The 23,805-nt window shown below is 47.3% G+C and carries 14 protein-coding genes and 2 riboswitches; of the genes, 7 read left to right on the forward strand and 7 right to left on the reverse strand.

The annotated features are described in order from the left end of the window. Positions 1–12: 12 nt before the first annotated feature. Complete coding sequence (locus C3V43_RS04160) at positions 13–2,373, reverse strand: TonB-dependent receptor (protein WP_106070454.1); 2,361 nt, start codon at positions 2,371–2,373, stop codon at positions 13–15. A gap of 130 nt (positions 2,374–2,503) precedes the next feature. Then, a riboswitch (cobalamin riboswitch) is annotated at positions 2,504–2,712 on the reverse strand. 443 nt (positions 2,713–3,155) lie between these two features. Beyond that, positions 3,156–3,363: riboswitch (cobalamin riboswitch) on the forward strand. 293 nt (positions 3,364–3,656) lie between these two features. Here C3V43_RS04160 and C3V43_RS04165 point away from each other — a divergent pair. Then, entirely contained in the window at positions 3,657–5,345 is a 1,689-nt protein-coding gene (locus C3V43_RS04165) for a putative transporter (protein WP_106068727.1), read from the forward strand. Between the two features lie 36 nt (positions 5,346–5,381). On the opposite strand, the gene cbiB is transcribed toward C3V43_RS04165, so the two are convergent. The 3 genes from cbiB to C3V43_RS04180 are packed head-to-tail and all read right to left on the reverse strand — an operon-like array spanning position 5,382 to position 8,985. Then, complete coding sequence (gene cbiB, locus C3V43_RS04170) at positions 5,382–6,347, reverse strand: adenosylcobinamide-phosphate synthase CbiB (RefSeq protein WP_106068728.1); 966 nt, start codon at positions 6,345–6,347, stop codon at positions 5,382–5,384. A 54-nt stretch (positions 6,348–6,401) separates the two neighbouring features. Further along, a complete protein-coding gene (locus C3V43_RS04175) occupies positions 6,402–7,463 on the reverse strand; it encodes a threonine-phosphate decarboxylase (protein WP_106068729.1) in 1,062 nt (353 codons plus the stop codon). Further along, positions 7,456–8,985, reverse strand: a complete 1,530-nt coding sequence (locus C3V43_RS04180; protein ID WP_106068730.1) for a cobyric acid synthase — start codon at positions 8,983–8,985, stop codon at positions 7,456–7,458. Before C3V43_RS04180 ends, C3V43_RS04175 begins: the two co-directional genes overlap by 8 nt. Positions 8,986–9,167: 182 nt before the next feature. Between C3V43_RS04180 and proS the strand changes: the two genes are divergently transcribed. Beyond that, positions 9,168–10,661 (forward strand): proline--tRNA ligase, encoded by a 1,494-nt coding sequence (proS, locus tag C3V43_RS04185; protein ID WP_106068731.1) that lies wholly within the window; start codon positions 9,168–9,170, stop codon positions 10,659–10,661. A 352-nt stretch (positions 10,662–11,013) separates the two neighbouring features. Here the strand turns inward: proS and C3V43_RS04190 are convergent, their stop codons facing one another. Genes C3V43_RS04190 through lon form a run of 3 tightly spaced genes read right to left on the reverse strand, consistent with a single transcriptional unit; the run spans position 11,014 to position 15,745 of the window. Then, positions 11,014–12,150, reverse strand: coding sequence for an LptF/LptG family permease (locus C3V43_RS04190; RefSeq protein WP_106070455.1), 1,137 nt, complete (start codon positions 12,148–12,150; stop codon positions 11,014–11,016). Beyond that, complete coding sequence (tgt, locus tag C3V43_RS04195) at positions 12,147–13,277, reverse strand: tRNA guanosine(34) transglycosylase Tgt (RefSeq protein ID WP_106068732.1); 1,131 nt, start codon at positions 13,275–13,277, stop codon at positions 12,147–12,149. The genes C3V43_RS04190 and tgt overlap by 4 nt, the downstream gene beginning before the upstream one ends. Next, a complete protein-coding gene (lon, locus tag C3V43_RS04200) occupies positions 13,274–15,745 on the reverse strand; it encodes an endopeptidase La (protein ID WP_106068733.1) in 2,472 nt (823 codons plus the stop codon). The genes tgt and lon overlap by 4 nt, the downstream gene beginning before the upstream one ends. Positions 15,746–15,917: 172 nt before the next feature. On the opposite strand from lon, the gene C3V43_RS04205 reads away from it, so the two are divergent. The 5 genes from C3V43_RS04205 to C3V43_RS04225 all read left to right on the forward strand — a co-directional run bounded on the left by C3V43_RS04205 (position 15,918) and on the right by C3V43_RS04225 (position 23,713). Then, entirely contained in the window at positions 15,918–16,625 is a 708-nt protein-coding gene (locus C3V43_RS04205; RefSeq protein WP_106070456.1) for a tRNA1(Val) (adenine(37)-N6)-methyltransferase, read from the forward strand. A 251-nt stretch (positions 16,626–16,876) separates the two neighbouring features. Next, complete coding sequence (locus tag C3V43_RS04210; protein ID WP_106068734.1) at positions 16,877–17,773, forward strand: IS5 family transposase; 897 nt, start codon at positions 16,877–16,879, stop codon at positions 17,771–17,773. A 508-nt stretch (positions 17,774–18,281) separates the two neighbouring features. Next, positions 18,282–20,600, forward strand: a complete 2,319-nt coding sequence (locus C3V43_RS04215; RefSeq protein WP_106068735.1) for an ABC transporter permease — start codon at positions 18,282–18,284, stop codon at positions 20,598–20,600. A 60-nt stretch (positions 20,601–20,660) separates the two neighbouring features. After that, positions 20,661–21,344: an ABC transporter ATP-binding protein gene (locus tag C3V43_RS04220; RefSeq protein WP_106068736.1), complete on the forward strand. Its 684-nt coding sequence runs from the start codon at positions 20,661–20,663 to the stop codon at positions 21,342–21,344. A gap of 68 nt (positions 21,345–21,412) precedes the next feature. Beyond that, positions 21,413–23,713, forward strand: coding sequence for an ABC transporter permease (locus tag C3V43_RS04225; protein ID WP_129588727.1), 2,301 nt, complete (start codon positions 21,413–21,415; stop codon positions 23,711–23,713). The last annotated feature ends 92 nt before the right edge of the window (positions 23,714–23,805 follow it).

Here is a 23,805-nt window from a genome sequence, read left to right on the forward strand (position 1 = left end):
GGTTTGTCCGCATCACTCGATGAAGAGCCTGAACTTGGCCATAAAGGCTCGTCCCGGTTTTTGCAGCTTGTAATTGTCGTAGGCTGTCTGGTTCAGGAAGTTGCTGCATTCCAAGGCTATGTTGTAGCGTCCGCGATTCCATGAGTAAGTGACGTCGGCGTTACAAATATGCTGGGTGGGGATACGGGCTTTGTTTTCGTGACTTCCGTAGGCTTCCCAAGTAAGGAAATACCAATGCACCCACTGATAAGTACAGTTCAGGCGCAGCTTGCCGTGAGGCAACAAGGGATTGCTGAAAGTATAAGAGGCTTCGGCGCTGCCGAACAGCCACGGGCGGTTGGGCACACGGTTGTTGTAGGTGGCCGAGGGTTTCCCGTCGCTCTTCAGCTTTTGCTGATCGCGTGCGTCCTGATAGCTGATATTGGCGGCGAGCCGGAGCTTGGACTGCCAGTCATAGCGCACTTCTCCTTCCAGCCCTTTGATATGTACTGCCGGAACGTTGGTGTATTGCATCGTTCCCTCTTTTTCGGTTATGGTGGTTTGGATATAGTTGTTTACGTTTCGCAGAAAAGCGCCGGCTTCGTAATAAACCGTATGTCCGGCATAGGGATGCCATGTGCCGAAAAGTGCGACATTGAGGTTGTCGCTGCTTTCGGGTTTCAAAGCTACGTTGGCATAGATGGTAGTGCCGTTTCCAAGCAGTTCGCGGGCCACCGGCAACCTTACGCTGTGTTCGTAGGATGCTTTGACGGACAAAGGTTCGGCCACGGTATACCTTGTTCCGGCTCCGTAACCTATATAGTTCCGGGTGGTGGCGCCTTGCACTTTTCCGGAACCTGTGACACTGGGCTGGTCGGTCTGTCGGATGTTCGGGTGGTTGATATAATCTTTTACAAAGAACACATTGCTCATTTTTCCATCAAACAGCAGTTGGTTGTAAGAAAGGGCTATGATGTGTTTGGTCACGACATCGTTTGAAGGTTTGAATTCTTCGTCCGTTTCGTCGTACCGGTCGTTTCCGATTCGGATCAGGTGATAGTTGAGGTTTAGGTTATGGCGGTCGTTCAGCCGATAATCGAGGTTGGTACGCACAATGGTCAGAGGTCTTTTGTAATGGCGCATGGAAGGTTGTTTGCCCATAATCTCGTTGCGCTGGGTCACGATGTAGCCGCCATCCCAGTAATACTTGCGGTAGGCGGTGTCGACGGTCAGAGAATGATCCCAAGTGCGAGAGAGGGAGGCGCTCAACTGCATGTTTCTCAGGATGAAGTGTTGTTTGCGGTAGCGTGCCGCTATGTTCCATGCATCCGATTTTCTTTCGGCCATTCCGTACACCTTATTCTGTACGGAGCCGGTTTGCAATTCCTTGTCTGTTTTGGAGTAAGAGGCGGAAACGAAGAACTCGTCAGCCCATTTTTTTCCGGTTACTCCGGCTTCTATCTGTCCCCACAGAGAGAAGTAGGCGTCGTGAAAACGTTTGGGGTTGCCGATGATGAAGTTTTCTCCGCTTTCGTCGCGCATCTCTACGTTTTTCATCCGATAATCGTTCTTCGAATAGTTCACACCCACGGTGGACCTGATGATAAGCCCCGTCTTCGGTTCTACAATTTGCGCGTTCAGATCGGCTCGGTGGCTATGGAAAGAGCCGATGCTGTAAGAAGCGTCCAGAAAATGTTTCTTTTCCTGCTTCGTGATGATATGGATGGCGCCACCCAACGCGTCGGTTCCTAAAACTGCCGGAACCACTCCTTTGTATATTTCGATTCTGTCGATGATATTGACCGGCAAATTTGCCAATGAAACACCGCTTCCTTTTGCATCCAACGGCATTCCGTCCAAGAAATAGCGAATGGAATTGCCGGACATCCCGTTGATGGAGAGGTCGAAATCCGAACCGACCCCGCCTTCCTCTCTGACCTTGATGCCTGTTGTACGGTTCACCAGATTATTAAGGTTATTCAACGAATTTACCGTTGATTTCACGTCGAGCGCATTGACGGTGAAAGCCCCTTCCTTGATTTTTTGCGTTTGGGTTTTGCCATAGACTTCTACGGTGTTCAGCGCCACGGCACTTTCCTGCAATGTGAAATTGAGCCTTTTGTCCTGCCGGATGTCGAGCGACTGCTTCACGGTGCGGTAGCCCAAAAAAGAGACGACAAATGTATGTCTCCCCGGAGGCACTTGCAGTGAATACCTGCCGCGGTCGTCCGTATAAGTTCCGGACGTTGTTCCCTCGATGGCAATGGTGGCTTGAGCGATGGGGGTTCCGTTCCGGTCTGCAACTTTCCCGGACAGGGTGGCTTTATTCTGCGCCGCCATATATGCAGGCAGCAGCATGATGAGTATCAATGACAGATATGCGGTAATTCTCATTCCGATTCCTTTAAGCATTCGTAAACTTGCTTTCACGGAGAGAAGAAAAACAAAGAGAAAGATTCCTTGTATCGATATAGGTAGGAATACCTCGACTCGATGTTTTGCGGCTTTATTCCCCCGAAAGCACAAAAACCATATCGTCTTGGCAGGTCTTCTGACTTGTCCCTCTTTGAATGCCTTCCCATCCCTTTTTTGAAGACAGTGGCTTGCAGAATACTCAAAGATATCGAAAGGACTTACAGCAGCGGGTCTGTTCAGGATTTGCACCTGATTCCCTTTTCATCGCATTTCTCTCTTATGGAATGGAGGATGCGAACCAAAATCGGCAGCAAAGATAAGAAAAAAAACACTATCGGATGCTTTCTTTTTTAATTCACTAATGCTTTCTTCTGATTGCGGTGCTCTTGGCATGATTTCAGGATAGCCCTGTATAGCTTTACGACAGATGCTCTATGAGTCATGTTTTTTTATCATGACGTGTCGATGCTTTATGTCTTTCCTGTTTCTTCTTTTACCCCTCTCAGAAGTACTTCTGAGAGGGGGTGGAATCAGTCGGCGACTGAAATGGTTTCAGTCCCTGACTCAAATGGTTTCAGTCGCCGACTGAATCACATTCACTCAGTGACTGAAATAAGTTGTGTTGGAAAGCCATCGGGGTTTCCGTCTGTTTTGTAAAATAAAATAGATAAAAACACGCATGAAGGAACCTTTGTCGATGAGACGAGCCGGTCGCTTTCGAAAAAAAACGGCCGTTTTTTTGTATTGCTTCCGATTTCCATTATCTTTGTGCCTGAATTGGTTTCGGATGAACGTTTCCGTCATTCGGATTAAAAGGGAATCGGGTGCAAATCCCGGACAGTCCCGCTGCTGTGAAGCTCTGTTGAAATCTTGAAAAGAACCTTTGCCACTGATACGTGCGCTGTATGTATCGGGAAGGCTTCAAGATTAGGAGTCAGTCAGAAGACCTGCCATTCGTTAAATGCTGCCTTTGCTCGTGGGATTAGGAAGACAGCGCGTAAAAAACAAATAGTCGACATTCGGATCTGGAAGAGGTATGCTTGTGACAAGGTATGCCTATGACGCAGTGCATTGTCGGGGCATGTATGTGCCGGCAGTTGTATCGGACTAAGCTAAAACACGGCAATATGCCCATATAAATAGCTGTTTCAATGTGTAAAGTGCGTATCCCCGGAGAAGTGATTTCTGTGGGGATACTTTTAAAAAGATCTCAAAGCCCGATTATTGATTGTTTTACCATTTATATAACCAATGTAGCAACTATGGAATTATTAAGGAATCTTTTTGAAGGTTATCCCAATCTTTGGGGAGGCGGAGTGGCACATTCCGTTCTTGTTTTGTCGCTTGTCATCGCTTTCGGCATTATATTGGGAAAGGTGAAAGTGGCGGGCATTTCGTTGGGTGTCACTTGGATATTGTTTGTAGGCATTGTTTTCGGACATTTCAATTTGAATTTGAACGAACATCTGCTACACTTTCTGAAAGAATTCGGGCTGATTCTCTTTGTATATTCCATCGGCCTGCAAGTGGGACCCGGTTTTTTCTCCGCCTTCAGGAAAGGTGGGCTTACGCTGAACATGCTGGCGGTGCTGGCTGTTTTCGTCAGCGTGCTGACTACCGTCCTGCTTCATTTTCTTACGGATATACCCATTACCACAATGGTCGGCATCCTGTCCGGAGCAGTGACGAATACTCCCGGTCTGGGCGCCGCCCAACAAGCCAACAGCGACCTGACCGGAGTAGATGCGCCCGAAATAGCTTTGGGCTATGCCGTGGCCTATCCGTTGGGTGTCATAGGGTGCATCCTGTCACTGCTGGCGCTGAAATATCTGTTTCGCATAGATGCGGGCAGGGAAGAGGCGGAAGCGGAGTGCGGGTTGGGACATCAGCAGGAGCTGACGGTCAGCCCCGTCTCTGTGGAGATACGCAATGAAGCCATAGACGGCAAGAAGATAAAAGAGGCAAAACCGTTGCTGAACCGCGCGTTTGTCATCTCCCGCATACGCCATCACGGAGGCAACGGAGAAGCGGAACTGGCAAGTGCCGACACCGTGTTGCATGTAGGGGATGAGATTCTCTTCATTGCCGACCCCAAGGATGTGGAGGCCATTATTGCCTTTCTGGGCAAAAGAATCACGGTGGAGTGGGAGAAGGTGGACAAGAAACTGATATCCCGCCGTTTTCTTATCACGAAGCCCGAACTGAACGGGAAGTCGCTGGCGCAACTGAAGATACGCAAGAATTTCGGAGCCAGCATCACGCGTGTGAACCGTTCGGGCGTCGACTTGGTGGCTGCTCCGAACCTGCAATTACAGATGGGCGACCGGGTGACGGTTGTGGGCAGCGAGCTTGCAATGGGGCATGCCGAGAAGGTGCTGGGCAACTCGCTGAAGCGCCTGAACCACCCAAATCTGATTCCCATCTTTTTGGGCATTGCACTGGGTTGTATATTGGGAAGCATCCCCTTCATGTTTCCCGGCATTCCGCAACCCGTGAAACTGGGACTGGCAGGAGGGCCGCTTATCGTCTCCATCCTTATCAGTCGTTTCGGCCCGCGCTACAAACTGATAACCTATACTACGATGAGCGCAAATCTGATGATACGCGAAATAGGCATTTCACTCTTTCTGGCGTGCGTGGGACTCGGAGCAGGGAAAGGTTTTGTAGATACCATTATCCATGAAGGAGGTTATGTATGGATTGCCTATGGAGCCATCATTACAGTAGTCCCCCTGCTCATTGCCGGTATGGTGGGACGTTATTTCTGGAAGCTGAATTATTTTACGCTCATCGGTGTGCTTTCCGGCTCGAATACCAATCCGCCCGCACTGGCCTACTCTTCGGAACTGACCTCTTGCGATGCTCCTGCCGTAGGATATGCCACGGTTTATCCGTTGACCATGTTTTTGCGGGTGCTCACGGCGCAAATGCTGATACTGGCATTGGGATAGGGAGGTTTGAATTAAATGTTTTAGGGGAATCTGTCATCAATGAATCCAATAAAACAACGTGGAGAAGAGGAATACCAGCAGAATCATCAAAACCTCCGTGCGACGGTTGATACGGATGGCCGGCCGCATATCTTCTGTTGTTAACATTCGGGGGGTGATTCCGATGTAAGGTTTCCACACTTCTTCGCCAAAATAATCGTGAGGACCTCCGAAACGGCAGTTCAAGATACCTGCAAGAGCGGCTTCCGGATAGCCGGAGTTGGGACTGGCGTGCTGCTTGCCATATCGAGCTACGAAAGCAAGCAAAGAAAGTCGTCCGGCAACAAGTACCATCAGAAAAGCGGTCAGACGGGCAGGAATGTAATTGGCTACATCGTCCAGACGGGCGGCAAAACAGCCGAAGCGGCGGTAACGTTCATTCCGATAGCCTATCATGGAGTCCAATGTATTCACCATCTTATAGGCGAGCATGCCGGGAACACCCAGCAGCAGATACCAGAAAAGAGGAGCTACCACCCCGTCACTGAGATTCTCGGCCAGCGTTTCGAGGGCAGCCGTACGTACCTCTTGTGCCGAGAGCCGGGAAGTGTCGCGTCCTACAATACGGGCTACTTGCGTTCTTCCTTCCTCCAAAGAGCTATCCATAGCCCGGAATACCATGCGGACTTCACGAATCAAGGTAGTGCCTGCCAGACAATAGAATATCAAAAGGATTTGTAGGCTTAGGAGTAGTCCCGAAGAATAGAGGGCACTGAAGCGAAGCAGGAACAGCGTAAACAAGTAGACACCCACTACAAGAAACAGCGTGACGAGCATTCCTTTCAGACGTAAATGTGAACCATGATTCATCCGATGCTCAAGAAAAGAGATAGCTTTGCCGAAAGCTACTATGGGATGTGGAAGCCAAAGCGGATCGCCCAACAGTCGATCGACCAACCAAGCTGTGAGCAAAGGCAAATTCAAATTAAAGGAAATACCTAAAAAAATCAATAACTCTTCCATTTTCTACACGCATTGAGGTTCTTCTTCAATTATATTCTCTTTTTCAGGATCGATTCATTCTTCGGCAAACCATTGCTCTATCGCTTTCACCAGTCGATCGTTCTCTTCGGGTGTTTGCGTAGCTATGCGGAAGAAGCGTTCGTCCAGTCCGTCAAAATTGGAAGCATCGCGAATCAAGATGCCATGCGCTTCGGCAAGGAAATCTTTCAAGGCAGAGGCTTTGCCCGAACGAAGGCGTATCAGCATGAAGTGGGTTGCCGTGTCCCACACTTCAAGCCCTCCAAGAGTTTGGAGTGCAGCGTGCAAACGGCGCGTTTCTTGCAGATAAGTGGAAACGTCCGGAGCATCGGGAGCATCGTGCTCCAATAGATACAGTCCGGCTTCGATGGCTATCCGGTTCACCGACCAGGGCATGCGATTGGTGCGCAAGCGATGCAGCAGGTTGGAGGCTCCGGTGACATAGCCCAAGCGCAAACCGGGCACGGCATAACGCTTGGTCATGGAGTGAAGCAACAACACGTTGGGCCAAGCCATCGTCTCTGCCGGAGAGAAGAGGGGCTTCAATGTGAAGTGTTCGTAAGATTGGTCGATGACGAAGCACACTTGCCCATTGTGTTCGATGAGTTTCGCCAGATGCTCTTTCCCGACGACTTCCCCCGTGGGATTGTTTGGATTGCACAGCCACAGCATGCGTACCTCTTTTGGCAAGAGGTAATCCTCTTTTTCGTCAGGAATCCGATAAAGCGATACGACCCGATGCCCGTGCATGCGGCAGGCATCGGCATACTCGCTGAAAGTGGGCTGCAAGATAGCGGTATGCGTCCCTCTGAAAGTCTGGGCAATGAGATAGATGGCTTCGGTGGCGCCGTTTGTCACGCATACGGCATCGGCAGGAAGGCCATGGCGGGCGGTAAGGCGTGCTTCGAGGGTATAGGGTTCCGGTTCGGGATAAGACGAAAGGCAATCACCCGGCGTCTGCATGCCGCTTCCACGGATGCAATCGCACAGATGGGCTTTCAAGGCAGACAAGTCTGCTTTGCCGTATATGTTTGAACTGAAATTGGCTGTTATCGGGCGGTTGTATTTATATGAATCGTCTCCGTGTCCTTCAATCATGGTTTTCTGTCAGTATTTTGTAGACAAGCGTCATGTCGACATGACGGCGCACGTAGTCGGCCAGCTTATCGTATTGTTCTTCTTTAAATTTACGGTAATCGAATGCTTCGGTGGTTGCAGACAGTTTGCCGGCAAAGCGGTGCAACAGCAAGTCGATGAACTCCGGATTATCGAGTATGCCGTGAACGTATGTACCCATGCAGGTGTCGTCAACGGAGTATCCGTCGGCAGTACCGTCTTCCAGCAGGTTCAGAGGCGAGGCGAAGGCCCCTTTCACAGGGACTGTAGCTCCCATGTGAATCTCATATCCCGATAGCGGAAATCCCTCCTCCCTTCTCTGTTTTCCGTTTTCCGTTTTCCATTTTCCGGCTACCCTGAGTCGTATCTGTCTCGTCACCTTCTCTGCTGTCATGCGTGTGCTTACGGGCAGCAGTCCGAGGCCGGGCAGACGTTCTATGTCGCCTTCCACGTGTTCTGGGTCGAGCACCTCTTGGCCCATCATTTGATAGCCGCCGCATATACCCATGACGGTGGCTCCTTCGCGATGGGCGCGGATAATGGCGGCAGCCACACCGTTGCGACGCAGTTCATAGAGGTCGTCGAGCGTACTCTTGCTGCCCGGCAAAAGAATGATATCGGCTTTGGACAATTCATCCACATTATTGGTATAAAACAGATGTATGCGTGGGTCGCGTTCAAGCACGTTGAAATCGGTAAAATTACTGAGATGCCGGAGCAGGATTACGGCTACGTTCACCTTTCCTTGTTCGGCACGTACCGACTTGGAGGCCAATGCCACACTATCTTCTTCTTCAATATAGATATCTTTGTAATAGGGAATCACACCTATTACGGGGATGCCGCAAAGCTCCTCCAGCATCTTGACACCCGACTCGAACAAGCGGATATCTCCGCGAAACTTATTGATAAGGATGCCCTTGATGCACCGACGTTCGTGAGGCTGAAGCAGCATCAGCGAACCGTAGACACTGGCAAATACGCCCCCCCGGTCGATGTCGCCCACAAGAATCACATCGGCTCCGGCATGCAATGCCATTGGGAGATTCACAAGGTCTGTATCCCGAAGATTGATTTCGGAGATACTGCCTGCACCTTCCAGTACCACCGGATTATAGCGGGCGGCAAGGCGGTTGTAAGCAGCGCAGACTTCACTGCGAAGCTCTTCGCGCCCTTCTTTGCGGAAATAGTCGTAAGCATTGCGGTTACCTATGGGACGGCCGTTAAGCACCACCTGCGATGTATGGTCCGATTGCGGTTTCAGCAACAGCGGATTCATATCCGTGTGACAAGGCACGCCGGCAGCCTCGGCTTGCACGGCTTGTGCACGTCCTATCTCCAGTCCATCGGGGGTGGCATAAGAATTCAGAGCCATGTTCTGTGCCTTGAACGGTGCCGGCCGGTAGCCATCTTGCTTAAAGATGCGGCAAAAGGCGGCGGCAATGATACTCTTTCCTACGTCACTGCCTGTTCCGGCAAACATGATCGGATGAAGTTTCTCCATATTTTTCTGTTTAGGGAGGACAAAGATAATGGAAAGAAATGAAAGGGAAGGTGGAGCATGAGGAAATTTTAAACAGACTCTCAAGTACATAAACTTTATTGTAAATTTGAAGACTACGTTTAAAATATGTATTTTTGCCGACCGTTTAGATAAATCAACGAAAACTTTAAAAACAAAATAGAATGGCAGTAGAATTGAAAGACCTGACCAAGCGTAGTGAGAACTATTCTCAGTGGTATAACGAGTTGGTGGTAAAGGCCGATTTGGCAGAGCAATCGGCTGTGCGCGGCTGTATGGTGATTAAGCCTTACGGATACGCTATCTGGGAGAAAATGCAGCGTCAACTGGACGATATGTTCAAGGAAACGGGACACGTCAATGCTTATTTCCCCTTACTTATTCCGAAATCATTCCTCAGCCGCGAGGCGGAACATGTGGAAGGTTTTGCCAAAGAGTGCGCCGTAGTGACGCATTATCGCCTGAAGAACGACCCGAATGGTGGTGGAGTGGTAGTAGACCCTGCCGCGAAGCTGGAAGAAGAGCTCATTATCCGTCCCACGTCCGAAACCATTATCTGGAATACTTATAAGAATTGGATCAATTCATACAGGGATTTGCCTATCTTGTGCAACCAATGGGCCAACGTGTTCCGTTGGGAAATGCGTACCCGACTGTTCCTCCGCACTGCCGAGTTCTTGTGGCAGGAAGGGCATACGGCACACGCCACCCGTGAAGAAGCCGAGGCCGAAGCGGTAAAGATGCTGAACGTATATGCCGACTTTGCCGAGAAGTATATGGCGGTGCCCGTGGTAAAAGGTGTGAAATCGGCTAACGAACGTTTTGCCGGTGCGCTGGACACTTATACCATCGAGGCGATGATGCAGGACGGCAAAGCCTTGCAAAGCGGTACGTCCCACTTCCTCGGACAGAACTTTGCCAAGGCATTCGACGTGCAGTTCGTCAATAAGGAGAACAAGCTGGAATATGTGTGGGCTACCTCTTGGGGTGTTTCTACCCGGCTGATGGGTGCTCTTATCATGACCCATTCCGACGACAACGGACTGGTATTGCCTCCACATCTCGCCCCCATACAGGTAGTCATCGTGCCCATCTATAAGAATGCCGAGATGCTGGCAAAGATTGACGAGAAGGTGGCAGGCATCGTATCTAAGTTGAAGGCGATGGGCATCTCGGTGAAGTATGACAATGCCGACAATAAGCGTCCGGGCTTCAAGTTCGCCGATTATGAGGTGAAAGGTGTACCCGTGCGTCTCGTGATGGGTGGCCGCGACTTGGAGAACAATACGATGGAGGTTATGCGTCGCGACACACTGGAGAAAGAGACGTGTTCGTGCGAAGGGATCGAGGAATACGTAAAGAATTTGCTTGAAGAGATTCAGGCTAACATCTACAAAAAAGCCCTTGACTATCGCAACAGCCGTATCAGCAGTGCAGACAGCTACGACGAATTCAAACAGAAGATTGAAGAAGGCGGTTTTGTACTGGCTCATTGGGATGGTACCACCGAGACGGAGGAGAAAATCAAGGAAGAGACGAAAGCCACCATTCGTTGCATACCGTTCGAATCCTTTCTTCCCGGCGACAAAGAACCGGGCAAGTGCATGGTAACGGGCAAGCCTTCGGCCTGCCGTGTGATTTTCGCACGTTCCTATTGACACGATTTTTATTTCAGAAGCTATTCTTGAAGTATAAAATTCCGGCATTGCCGGTGTAGTATGCCTCGCGATATATGACAACTTCATTGAGATGTATCAAAGTATCTTTATGTTTTTTTAGTTATGATATATAACACAAGATGTTTTGCCGGAGATAATTCAAAATGCGGGGCACTTCTGAAAGGTTGTCGGTTGATTATATCCCTTTCTGATTATACCCCTTACTTGTTGTAGGCTTACGCTTGTACAAGCGCAGGCCTACAACAAGTAAGGGGCTGTCCAAAAAGTTAACTGCATCCCAAAAGTTAGATACAAAACTTTTGGGGTGCAGTTCATTCAGACACTTTCTTTCTTATTTGGGAGCTTTTCTGTACAAATAAAACGCAATGAAAGCGTACAGCAGATTAGGAATCCAAACTGCAATAATTGGAGGCACATTTCCATTCACGGCGAAGGTAGAAGCAATGGTCTGGAAAAGGATATAAGAAAAACTCAGAGCCAAGCCTATTCCTAAATGCAATCCCATTCCTCCTTTTGTTTTCTTTGAAGACAAAGAGACACCTATCAGAGTTAAAATAAAAGAAGCAAACGACATGGCAACTCGTTTGTGGTATTCTATCTCAAACTCTTTGATGTTGGCAAACCCTCGTTGCCGTTGGCGATCTATGTATTCGCTCAGTTGAGGACTGGTCAACATCTCCTGCTGATTCTTCATGATAAGAAAATCGGCAGGTTCCATAAAAAGAACAGTATCTATTTGATCACCTTTTGTGATACTTTCCTTCATGCCATCCATTTGGCGAATCATGTAATCTTTAACAGTCCATTTATGTACGGAAGTTGTGTCATACGTGATGGAACGTGCCGTAAGATGAGAAATCAACTGCTTGTCATTGAACTTATCCAAAGAAAAGCGATAACCGGTTTTACTATAATCTTCAAAACGTTCGATATAGGCTATAACTCCCGTATCCACTTCTAACTGAATGTTTCGTGCCGTATTTGCTTTACGGGATTTATAATACTTATCTTCGAAATTGATACGTATCACACTGCCTTTAGGAATAACATAAGAACCTAAACCGAATGTCACAACCGCAATAATGGCCGCCGACACCATATACGGACGCAACATACGCTTGAAACTCATACCCGTGGAGAACATGGCAATGATTTCGGAATTTTCGGCCAACTTGGAAGTAAAGAAGATGACGGCAATAAATACGAACAGCGGACTGAACAGGTTGGCGAAATAGGGAATGAAATTTAAATAATAGTCGAAGATAATGGCACTCCACGGAGCTTCGTGAGACATGAAACGGTCCATCTTCTCATTAAAGTCAAATACCACCGCAATTGAAATAATCAATGCAATGGCAAATACGTATGTACCGAGAAACTTCTTGATGATGTACCAATCCAGCCGCTTCAAGAATTTACCTTTCGGCAGCTTTATATCTTCCCAGATTTTCCGATGCGTCTTTTTCATAATCTTGTCGATACACGTTTTACCATCATTGGTTTCCATGTAGCGAAGTCGCCGGCAATGATGTGTTTACGAGCTTCGCCCACCAACCACAAGTAGAATGCCAAATTATGAATAGATGCTATTTGCATGGCCAATAATTCTTGAGCATGAAACAAGTGGCGCAAATAAGCTTTACTATATAAAGTATCTACGTATGATGCACCGTCAGTTTCGATAGGAGAGAAGTCTGTTTCCCATTTTTTGTTGCGCATGTTGATGATACCGTCTTTAGTAAACAACATGCCGTTACGTCCATTGCGGGTAGGCATTACACAGTCAAACATATCGACTCCGCGCTCGATACCTTCCAGTATATTCACCGGTGTTCCTACTCCCATCAGATAGCGCGGTTTGTCTTTGGGAAGAATCCCGTTCACCAACTCTATCATTTCGTACATCTTATCTACGGGTTCGCCTACCGCTAATCCGCCGATGGCATTTCCATCGGCATCTTTGGAGGCCACGAACTCGGCAGATTGTGTGCGAAGGTCTTTATAGACACAACCTTGTACAATGGGGAATAATGATTGTCGGTATCCATATTTCGGCTCGGTCTCATTGAAACGTTTGATACAACGATCCAGCCAGCGATGTGTCAAGCCCAAAGATTTCTTGGCATATTCATAGTCGGAATCTCCGGGAGGACATTCGTCAAAAGCCATCATGATATCCGCACCGATAGTTCGTTCTATATCCATCACTTTTTCCGGTGTAAAGATGTGTTTGCTACCGTCGATATGAGAACGGAACTCTGCACCTTCTTCGCGTAGTTTACGAATGCCGGATAGCGAAAACACCTGAAAGCCACCGCTGTCCGTCAGCATAGGACGGTCAAAACCATTAAACTTATGCAGGCCGCCGGCTTTTTCAATCACTTCCAGTCCCGGACGCAGGTAAAGATGATACGTGTTGCCTAATATGATTTGCGCCTTTATGTCATCTTTCAATTCGGGTATGTGTACGCCTTTCACACTCCCCACCGTACCCACAGGCATAAAGATTGGTGTTTCAATCTGTCCGTGGTCGGTCGTAATCAATCCGGCACGAGCATTCGTTTTGCTGTCTGTATATTGTAATTCGAACGTCATTCTTCTTTCTTCTCTTTTTTTATGGACAAGTCAATGGCATCGGCTACCTTTTCATCGGTCAAGGCAATGGCAAACACCTCTTTTATGTCTTTCACATAATGGAAAACAAGTCCTTTCAGATATATGTCTTGTATTTCGTCTATGTTCTTGCGATTCTCATCGCTTAAGATTATTTCTTTGATGCCGGCGCGCTTGGCAGCTAAGATTTTCTCTTTGATGCCGCCCACCGGAAGCACTTTGCCTCGTAAGGTTATCTCTCCTGTCATTGCAAGATTGGCTTTCACTTTTCTTTGCGTAAGTGCAGACGCCAGAGAAGTCGCCATCGTGATACCTGCCGACGGACCGTCTTTCGGAATGGCTCCTTCGGGCACATGTACATGAATATTCCAGTTATCAAATATTTCTTCTTCAAGATGCAATAGGGATGCATGTGCTTTAATGTATTCCAGCGCCAACATGGCAGACTCTTTCATCACATCTCCCAAGTTTCCGGTTAGTGTCAGACGTCCGCCCTTGCCACGGCTCAGGCTGGTTTCCACAAAGAGAATTTCGCCACCCACGGCTGTCCATGCCAAGCCGGTTACCACGCCGGCATAATCATTGCCTTGATATTTGTCGCGAGTGTATTCCGGTGACCCAAGAAATTCATATAAGTCTTCCGGTTTTATTTCGGCCTTCGTAAAGTAACCGTCCGTAGCATATTGACGTGCTGACTTGCGAAGAATCTTTCCGATTTTCTTTTCCAATTCACGCACACCGCTTTCACGAGTGTAATTCTCTATGATGCTCTCCAGCGTATTCTTCGGAATCTTGATGTCGTTCTTCTTCATGCCATTGGCTTCCAACTCTTTCGGAACCAAATGACGGCGGGCGATCTCTATTTTCTCTTCAGTGATGTATCCGCTCACCTCAATCAGCTCCATACGGTCGAGCAATGGTGCGGGAATGGTATTCAGGTTATTGGCTGTGGCAATGAACATAACCTTTGACAGGTCATAATCCACATCCAAGAAGTTGTCATGAAACGTTGTGTTTTGTTCCGGATCAAGTACTTCAAGCAGGGCAGAGGAGGGGTCTCCTTGACGGTCGGCTCCCACTTTGTCTATCTCGTCCAAAATAAATACCGGATTGGAAGAACCGGCTTTTATCAAGCTTTTGATGATTCGTCCCGGCATTGCTCCGATATATGTCTTGCGATGCCCTCGAATCTCGGCTTCATCGTGTACTCCTCCTAAGGACATGCGGATATATTTTCGTTTCAAAGCTGCTGCTATAGAACGTCCTAAAGATGTTTTTCCCACGCCCGGAGGTCCATACAGACAGATGATGGGGGCTTTCATATCACCTTTCAACTTCAGTACGGCAAGATGCTCCAGAATACGCTCTTTCACCTTTTCCAGACCGTAATGATCTTTGTTCAGCGTTTTTTCGGCATTGGTAAGATTCAGATTATCCGCAGTATATACGCCCCACGGCAGAGAAAGCATTGTCTGCAAATAGTTCAGTTGCACGCTGTAATCCGGAGATTGTGAATGTGTCCGTTCCAGTTTATCTACTTCTTTCAGGAAAACATCCTTCACTTCTTTACTCCACTTTGTGGTCTCTGCTTTCTTGCGCATTTCTTCAATCTCCTGCTCCTGACCACTGCCTCCCAGCTCATCTTGGATGGTTTTAATCTGTTGTTGCAAGAAATATTCGCGTTGCTGCTGGTCTATGTCTTCCCGTGCGCGCATTTGTATCGATTCCTTTATCTCGGCCAACTGAACTTCACGATTCAGTATTTCGAGCAAGCGATAAGAACGTGCTCGCAATGAGTCGATATGCAACAGTTCTATCTTTTCATCTTTCTTAAGCGGAAGATTCGTGCAGATGAAGTTGACAAGGAACATGGGATTGTTGATATTCTTGATGGCAAATGCAGAGTCTTGCGGAAACATCTCGGACGATTTGATGTAGCGTACGGTTAAATCTTTGCACGCCTCTACCAACGCCTGAAACTCTTTATCCTTTTTGTCCGGTAACTCATCGTTCAATGCATCTATGCGTCCTTTCAAGTAGGGAACCGTATCCGTGATTTCTTTCAATTCCATGCGTTTGGAGCCTTGAAGAATGACGGTAGTGGTCTGATCCGGCATTTCAAGTACACGGACTATCTTGGCAATAGTGCCTACGGTATGCAAATCTTCAAACAATGGAGCCTCTGTCTCGGCTATCTTCTGGCATACTACGGCTATGTAGGAGTTTCTTTTTTCGGCTTCACGTACCAACTTGAGAGACGACTTTCTCCCCACAGATACCGGCATAAACACGCCCGGAAACAATACCATGTTCCGGAGAGGCAATATCGGCAATATTTCCTTAACCTCAATATCCATCAATTGCTCTTCGCTCCCTTCAAAATCGGCAATTACAGAGAAAGCGTTTTCACTTCTATTTTCGATATCACTCAGATAATCTCTTTTCTTCATTTCTTTCTTTTTAGTTTATGTCATACTGACAGGCCAATAAAGCGCCTGCAAAGTTAATCTATTTCTTCATAACAGGAAGTTATTCGTTCTTTAAAAAGACAAAAACCGTACCATTTTTGCGGCGGTTTTATAGGCTTTGATTATTTTTGAGCCGGATTTTAAGAAGATAGATATGTCGAATTCGTCTTTTCAGTTCAAAGAATTTACTGTTTTACAAGATAAATGTGCCATGAAAGTCGGTACAGACGGTGTGCTTTTAGGAGCCTGGGCACCGATGAACGATGTTAAATGTGTACTGGACGTAGGAACCGGTACAGGCTTGATTGCCTTGCAATTAGCTCAACGTAATAAGCAGGCTAGAATTATAGCCCTCGAAATCGATTTTGCCGCTGTAACACAAGCCACAGAAAATGTATTCCGTTCTCCGTGGGCCGACAGAATAAAAGTAATATGCCATGATTTTCAAACATACAATCCGGAGAATAAATTTGATCTCATAGTATCTAACCCTCCTTATTTTGTAGATGCCATGAAATGCCCTGACAAGCAACGATGTATGGCGAGACATGCAAGCGGATTGAACTACATCTCACTCTTCCGGAAGGCGGCACGTTTATTGACAGAAGGAGGAATGATAAGCATCATCATTCCATCAGAAGCAGAAAAGATGGTGATGGATGCGGCATGGGACAGTCGCCTTTTTCCATTGCGCCGGATGCTGGTTTTCACCAAACCCGGAAAACCATGTCGACGCATTCTGTTAGCCTTTAGCTTTCAAGAAAAAGAGTGTGTACAAGAAAGCCTATGCATCGAAACAGAGTATAATGAATATACAACAGAATATATCGCTCTGACAAAAGACTTTTATCTGAAAATGTAGATAGAATCTTATCCTGCACATATCCCGGGTTTCGGGTACATATAAAGCTGCAATTCGGGATAAGATATATTAAAAAGAAAGTCACATACCGACAAAGAAAAAGTGTTCTGCCGGAATCGGTTGCAAAACTATTCATGCATCCGTACAAGGAGTCTTGTATATAAAAAATACTTCATGATATCTCTCTTGATTTGTCGTTACTAAAAGCTCTCTTGATTTTTACTAAGAAGTGATTTAAACTAATTGATCAAATGATAAACAGCGTACTAATAGCTAAAATTGTTATATTATGGGTGAGCAAACTCATTCATAACAACATCCTCATGTACGCTGTGTTGGACAAAGATACAATAAAAAGTGAAATATTGCCTCATTTATGTGTGGGCAAACGTGGTTTCGTAACTCAAAGTAGTCTTGTTGAAATCGTAAATGCCATTCTTTATAAACTGAAAACAGGGTGTCAGTGGAAATATTTACCTGTAGATTCCCTGTTCAGTGACAAGGTTCTGACCTATGGTGCGGTATTCCATCATTATAACAAATGGAGTAAAAAAGGTGAATGGAAGTCTCTTTGGCTTCATCTTTTGAATAAGCACCGTACAAAGTTTGATATGTCAAGTGTAGACCTTGACGGAAATCATACGGTAGCTATGCGTGGTGGAGAGGAGGTTGGTTATCAGGGTAGAAAAAAGCGCAAGACAACCAACGCTCTTTATATTACAGACCGGCAAGGCATACCGGTTATCATGTCTTCGCCTAAAAGCGGCGAACATCATGATACTCATGACATAAAAAACGTAATCCGCTCCATGATGCATGACCTTGGGATTGCAAAAGTCAGAACAGATGGTCTTTTCTTGAATGCGGATGCCGGATTTGACTGTAAAGCTCTTCGAAGTGTACTTGGCTGTCATGGAGTAGTCGCCAATATCTGCATCAATAAAAGAAACGGGACTCCCAATAATACCGTTGTGGACGAACTGTTGTATGCTGAACGTTATGCCATTGAGAGGACCAATGCATGGATGGACAGTTACAGGACTATTTTAAATCGATTTGAAACAACGGTTAGGAATTGGGAATCATGGAACTATATTGCATTTATGGTAATTCTGCTAAGGAAATATTTGAGAAAAAGAAAAGTTTAAATCACTTCTACTTGTCATGCTAATACAATGGAAATCTTTCTGCACAACATTTCAATTACATGACAGCCTACAAAAGCCGATACAAGTATGTTTTCGGCTTTTGTTTTGACGATAACGGAAAGAGAAACGTTAAATAAATAGAAAAGACTGGTTCGGGGATTTCCCGACTCCAGCCTTTCTAAGATTTTCCAGTGTAGATATGTATATCAGTACCATTTTAAATGTTTTTCTTTCCGTTTGCCGCGAAGCGGGAAAACAGGAAAGAGAAATAGATAGTAATCGTTTAATTGAGGTGGTTTACAAAGTCCGTTGTTTTTGTCGTATGTGCCATGTGATGTGCAAGCACGCTTTTTTTATCTTGTCTAATTATTAGACGGCAGTGTCTAATAATTAGACACTCCACCCTCGATATTTTCATTGTAAACATTTGATAATTAGTAAACTAAATGTTTGGCATGCTTTCTGTTTTTGCAGAAAACAGAAAATATAATATAAAACGAAAAATAAGATGAAACAACTTCATTACGTGATTCAGACATTGCTGCGAGGACGAGGGTCGAATATCATCAAAATCGTCTCCTTGGGATTAGGCCTGACGATGAGCATTCTGCTCTTTTCGCGTGTGGTCTACGAGCAAAGTTTCGACAAATGCTATCAGGACTATGACAACCTTTATCAGGTGTGGTCTATATTCACGGCGAACGGTGAGAAGTATCCGCCTCAGGAAAAGAACTGCGGTCCGGTGGCAGGTGCCATTCTTGAGAACTTTCCCGAACAGGTGGAGGCGGCTACCAGTATCGGATACGGCTTTGTCAGCAATCCTCTTTATAATGGAACCGCGCGTTTTGATGAAAAGAAAGTAACCGCCGATTCACTCTTTTTCCGTACCATGGGCATCAAAGTATTGAGCGGGAATCCGGAGAAAGATCTGATGCAGAAAGACGTCATTTTCCTGAGCGATCGTTTTGCCAAAAAGATTTTCGGAGATGAGAACCCGATAGGCAAGGTGTTGAAGTGCGGACATGACCTTGACCTGACGGTGAAAGGCACTTATGCCGCAGTGCCGGAAAATGCTACTATGAACCCTGAAGCCGTTATATCCATGCCTACCTTATGGAGTCGTAATTGGGGCAATTACTCATGGAGAGGAGGAGACAGTTGGATGGAGTATATACGTTTCCGTCCCGGAGCGGACAAGTCGGTAGTGAATGCGCGCATTGATGCCATGATAGACAAATATCGTCCGGCAGAGGATAAAAAACTGTTTGGCTACACAGCCTTTGTGCAACCCATTCGCGACACATACGCCGGATATACGGAAGTGAAGCGGATGAGTAATATCATGAGCATACTCGGCTTTGCCATCCTCTTCATAGCCGCACTGAACTATGTACTGATTTCCATCTCTTCATTGAGCTATCGGGCCAAAGCGGTAGGGGTGCACAAGTGCAACGGTGCAAGCGGAGGCAAGATTTTCGGCATGTTCTTGTTGGAGACGGGCATCATCATTCTGGCGGCTCTGCTGCTGATGGCCTTGCTGTTGCTCAACTTCCGCGAGTTTGTTGAAGACACGGCTTCGGCCAAACTGTCGCTGCTGTTGCTGGCTCCCGACCGCATCTGGGTACCCTTGGCTGTGGTGTTTGCGCTTTTCATCGTAGGCGGTTTGTTGCCGGGTCGGCTCTTTGCCCGTATCCCCGTGTCGCAGGTGTTCCACCGCTATACCGAAGGCAAAAAGGGATGGAAGCGCCCGTTACTTTTCGTACAGTTTGCCGGGGTGGCCTTTATCTGCGGGCTGATGTGCGTGGTGGTGGCACAATACCGGTTTGTCATGACCAAAGACATGGGGTATAACCCCGAACGAATGGCCATGGGCACCGCCTATTGGGACGAAAAAGATGCACGTGATGCCGCCTATCAATTCTTTAAGGATTTGCCTTATGTGGAAGCGCTGTCCAGTGCTCATGGTACTCCGATATGGGGATACAGTGGCTCGATGATTCAGGACGCCACCGGGCAGGCTCTTTTCTCTGCCCGCTCCAGCTACTATATGCGCGAAGACTACCCCGAACTGATGGGTATGACGTTCAAAGCCGGCCGCATGGCTCGCGAGAAAGACGAAGTAGTGGTGAACGAGACTTTTGCCGAAATGATGCACTGGGGCAATGAGGTAGTGGGGCGCACGGTAAACATGGAAAATGGGCTCTACAAAGTGACGGGATTGCTGAAGGAGTTTCAAATACAAGGCTTCACTTCGGAAAAAATGCCTTTCATCGCACGAGGCAATAAAGCTTTCTATGGTTACATACACGTTCGTCTGAAAGAGCCTTTTGCCGAGAATCTCCGGAAGCTTAACAAGGATGTAAGCGAGGCTTTTCCCGGACAGACCATCGACTTTACAGACTATGGCAGGATGATAAAAGACGAATATAACGCCGTCCGTGTGTTTCGTAACGCCACGCTGTTGGCTGCCGTCACCATGTTTTTCGTCATGCTGATGGGGTTGATGGGGTACACCGCCGACGAGGTGCGCCGCCGCAGTAAGGAGATAGCCATCCGCAAGGTGAACGGTGCGGAAGCAAGCATGATATTGGAGTTGCTCTCGCGCGACGTGCTCTATGTGGCAGGTCCGGCCGTACTCATCGGAACGATTGCTTCTTGCTACGTCAATGGCATCTGGATGGAGCAATTCTCAGAGCACATCCCGTTGGGATGGGTGGTATATGCACTGGTACTGATTGTCAATCTGGCGGTCATCGTGGGTTGTGTTCTTTGGAAATCGTGGAAGATAGCGAACGAAAACCCTGTGAACAGTATTAAAAGCGAATAAAGGGAGCGATTTTCCTTTGAATCTACTGGTATAAATAACAAACTATAAACTTAGAATATTATGATTGAGATTAATAACATCAGTAAGGTGTTTCGTACTTCGGAAGTAGAAACCGTAGCATTGAACCATGTAAACCTTGAAGTGAAAGAGGGAGAATTCGTAGCCGTTATGGGGCCTTCGGGCTGCGGCAAGTCCACTCTGTTGAACATCCTCGGCTTATTGGACAATCCCACGGAAGGCAGTTATAAACTCCTTGGTCAAGAAGTAGCCGGCTTGAAAGAGAAGGAGCGCACCCGTGTGCGCAAGGGTAAGCTGGGCTTCGTATTCCAGAGCTTCAACCTGATAGACGAGCTGAATGTGTATGAAAACGTGGAGCTTCCTCTCACTTATCTCGGCATAAAGGGCAGTGAGCGTAAACGCATGGTGGAAGATATCTTGAAACGCATGAACATCAGCCACCGCGCCAAACACTTTCCGCAGCAGCTCTCCGGCGGTCAGCAACAACGTGTGGCCATTGCCCGTGCGGTGGTGACCAATCCCAAACTGATACTCGCCGATGAGCCTACCGGTAACCTGGATTCCAAAAACGGCACCGAAGTGATGAACCTGCTGACGGAACTGAACAAGGAAGGCACCACGGTTATCATGGTGACACACTCGCAGCACGATGCCGGCTTTGCGCACCGCACGGTACATCTGTTCGACGGCAGCGTGGTGGCAAGTGTGCCGACACAAGGCTTCTAATAAGAGGAGAGGGGAGCGGACGGAAAACCCTGTAAGGAGTATCAGAAACAAGTAAATAATTAACGTATATGCGATATTTGTACTACACTTTTCAAACCCTGCTTCGCGGACATGGTTCAAATGCCGTCAAGATTTTTTCTTTGGCATTGGGGTTATTGATGTCTATATTCCTTTTTGCAAGGATAGCCTTTGAATTGGATTTCGATAATTTCTATAAAGAGGCGGACAATCTCTGCTTGGTGAAAACCGGCTGGTTGAAGAACGGGGTGTTGGAAGGAAAAGAAGATTTCTATACCCTTATCCCCATTCCGGGAGTGATTGCAGAAGAGTTTCCCGACCGGGTGCAAGGGGCCACGGTCAGTTGCTCGCTCTTTGGCGACCTCTACCGCTTTGGCAACCGTAGCCTCGAAATGCAGACGGTACTTGCCGATACATCGTACTTCTTCGTTCTCGGGCTCGATGTGGTGAAAGGCAATCCGCAGGATTTGGCGAACCCTGATGCACTTTTCCTTTCGGAAACGGCTGCCCGCAGGACGTTCGGCGGTGAAGACCCTATCGGGAAAACGCTGATGTATGATTTGTGGGGAAATGATGTGGCTCTGCTCGTCAAAGGAATCTTCAAAGATGTCCCGATAAACACTTCGTTGGGCAAACGTCCCGAAGCAATCGTCTCTTTTTCCGGTATCGGTAAATACACTAAGTGGGGGACAGGATGGCAAAGCGGAGGGAATTATGACGGTTTTGTCCGTTTGCGCACCCCGCAGGATGCCGGATGGCTGAACGAACGACTCTCGGCCGCCATTGCCCGTCATTTGTCGGCGGATAGCGGTTTGGAACTGTCGGTTCACATTACCCCCATTCGCAGCGTGCATCTGGATGACGCGCAAGTACGGAAAACAATCTGGATTATGTTCTTTCTGGGCATCGTGCTGCTTTTTACCACCACATTGAACTATGTGCTGATTTCCATCTCCTCACTGACGCAACGCGCCAAGGCGATAGGGGTGCATAAATGCAGTGGTGCGTCGAGCGGCGGCATCTTTTGTATGTTTCTGACGGAAACGGCCGTTGTGGTAAGCATATCCTTGTTGGTGGCAGGAGTACTGGTTTATCTTTTCTATGAGCAGATGGAGGAGCTGGCGGCAGTACCTATCGATGTACTGTTCGCCCCGCAGCATCTCTATGCACCGTTGGCAGTGCTGGCAATCTTATTTGTATTGGGCGGATGTCTGCCTGCCGTGCTCTTTGCCCGTATTCCTGTGACACAAGTGTTTGTACATTACGCATCCGGCCGAAGAGGATGGAAGAGGGTATTGCTCTTCGTGCAGTTCACAGGTGCTGCTTTCATCCTGGGCATGCTGTTATTGGTCTTTTCGCAATATCGCTATATGGTGGGGCGCGACCGTGGCTGGAATCCTCAAAGGGTGGCCTATCTCTATCAGCATAAGGTGGAAGGTACACAACTCCGTACTCAACTCCGCAACTTGCCCTATGTGGAAGCGGTAGCCTCGGCTGAGCGTTCAATGCTGGGTTTCGGGGCTAATCGTCCGATACTCGACAATCAAGGAAATGAGATGTTTTATCCCCGGAACTCGTGGTTCGACAGCGACTACCTGCCATTCATCGGTTTGCGATTGAAGGAAGGGCATAATTTAACGGGAGAGCATCAGTTGTTGGTCAACAGCAAGTTCTGTGAGAAAATGCATTGGACGGACAGTCCGATAGGCAAACAGGTGAACGATTATGGCAGAGTAGTGGGATTGTTGGATAGTTTTGCTTTTCCCGGCACTCCGAATGACGATGTTCCGGTGATGATAGAGTGGATTTCCGGTATCGGATTTTGTATGGAAGTCCGTTTGAAAGCCCCATTCAATGAAAACTTGCAGAAGCTGAACGAAGAGATGAAACACCTCTATCCGCAAGATGAGCTTACATTCCTATCTATCGAGCAGACAATAAGCGATTATGCCGCTTCTGTCCGTATTTTCCGCAACGTCACACTATGGGCTTCTGTCACTATTCTTCTTATTGTCATGATGGGACTGATGGGTTACGCGAATGATGAGATCCGTCTGCGCAGCAAGGAAATAGCCATTCGCAAGGTGAACGGCGCAGAGACATCGGATATCCTGCGATTGTTGTCGCAAGAAGTGCTTTGGCTTGCAGTTCCCTCCGTACTCCTCGGCGTATTCGGCGCTTATAAGACGGGACAAATCTGGATTGGAAGGTTCAAGGATATGGTGCCGTTACCGGTTGCCGGTTATGTCATTGTAGGTTGTTTGTTATTGGCATTTATTGTGGGGTGCGTATTGTTGAAATCGTGGTATATTGCAAAAGAGAATCCGGTAAAGAGTATCAGGAATGAGTAAGAAGCCGTTAAAAATTTGTTTCCTTCAAGGATTATTTAGACCTTTGTATCCGTAAACGATAGCCATAAACATAAACAAGTAAACGAAGAAAC

The organism is Prevotella heparinolytica, assembly GCF_002998535.1.
Classification (GTDB): domain Bacteria; phylum Bacteroidota; class Bacteroidia; order Bacteroidales; family Bacteroidaceae; genus Bacteroides; species Bacteroides heparinolyticus.

Coding starts and splice junctions, on each gene's coding strand:
- C3V43_RS04160 (WP_106070454.1), bottom strand. CDS start 2,373: ATGAGAATTACCGCATATCTGTCATTGATACTCATCATGCTGCTGCCT.
- C3V43_RS04165 (WP_106068727.1), top strand. CDS start 3,657: ATGGAATTATTAAGGAATCTTTTTGAAGGTTATCCCAATCTTTGGGGA.
- cbiB (WP_106068728.1), bottom strand. CDS start 6,347: ATGGAAGAGTTATTGATTTTTTTAGGTATTTCCTTTAATTTGAATTTG.
- C3V43_RS04175 (WP_106068729.1), bottom strand. CDS start 7,463: ATGATTGAAGGACACGGAGACGATTCATATAAATACAACCGCCCGATA.
- C3V43_RS04180 (WP_106068730.1), bottom strand. CDS start 8,985: ATGGAGAAACTTCATCCGATCATGTTTGCCGGAACAGGCAGTGACGTA.
- proS (WP_106068731.1), top strand. CDS start 9,168: ATGGCAGTAGAATTGAAAGACCTGACCAAGCGTAGTGAGAACTATTCT.
- C3V43_RS04190 (WP_106070455.1), bottom strand. CDS start 12,150: ATGAAAAAGACGCATCGGAAAATCTGGGAAGATATAAAGCTGCCGAAA.
- tgt (WP_106068732.1), bottom strand. CDS start 13,277: ATGACGTTCGAATTACAATATACAGACAGCAAAACGAATGCTCGTGCC.
- lon (WP_106068733.1), bottom strand. CDS start 15,745: ATGAAGAAAAGAGATTATCTGAGTGATATCGAAAATAGAAGTGAAAAC.
- C3V43_RS04205 (WP_106070456.1), top strand. CDS start 15,918: ATGTCGAATTCGTCTTTTCAGTTCAAAGAATTTACTGTTTTACAAGAT.
- C3V43_RS04210 (WP_106068734.1), top strand. CDS start 16,877: ATGATAAACAGCGTACTAATAGCTAAAATTGTTATATTATGGGTGAGC.
- C3V43_RS04215 (WP_106068735.1), top strand. CDS start 18,282: ATGAAACAACTTCATTACGTGATTCAGACATTGCTGCGAGGACGAGGG.
- C3V43_RS04220 (WP_106068736.1), top strand. CDS start 20,661: ATGATTGAGATTAATAACATCAGTAAGGTGTTTCGTACTTCGGAAGTA.
- C3V43_RS04225 (WP_129588727.1), top strand. CDS start 21,413: ATGCGATATTTGTACTACACTTTTCAAACCCTGCTTCGCGGACATGGT.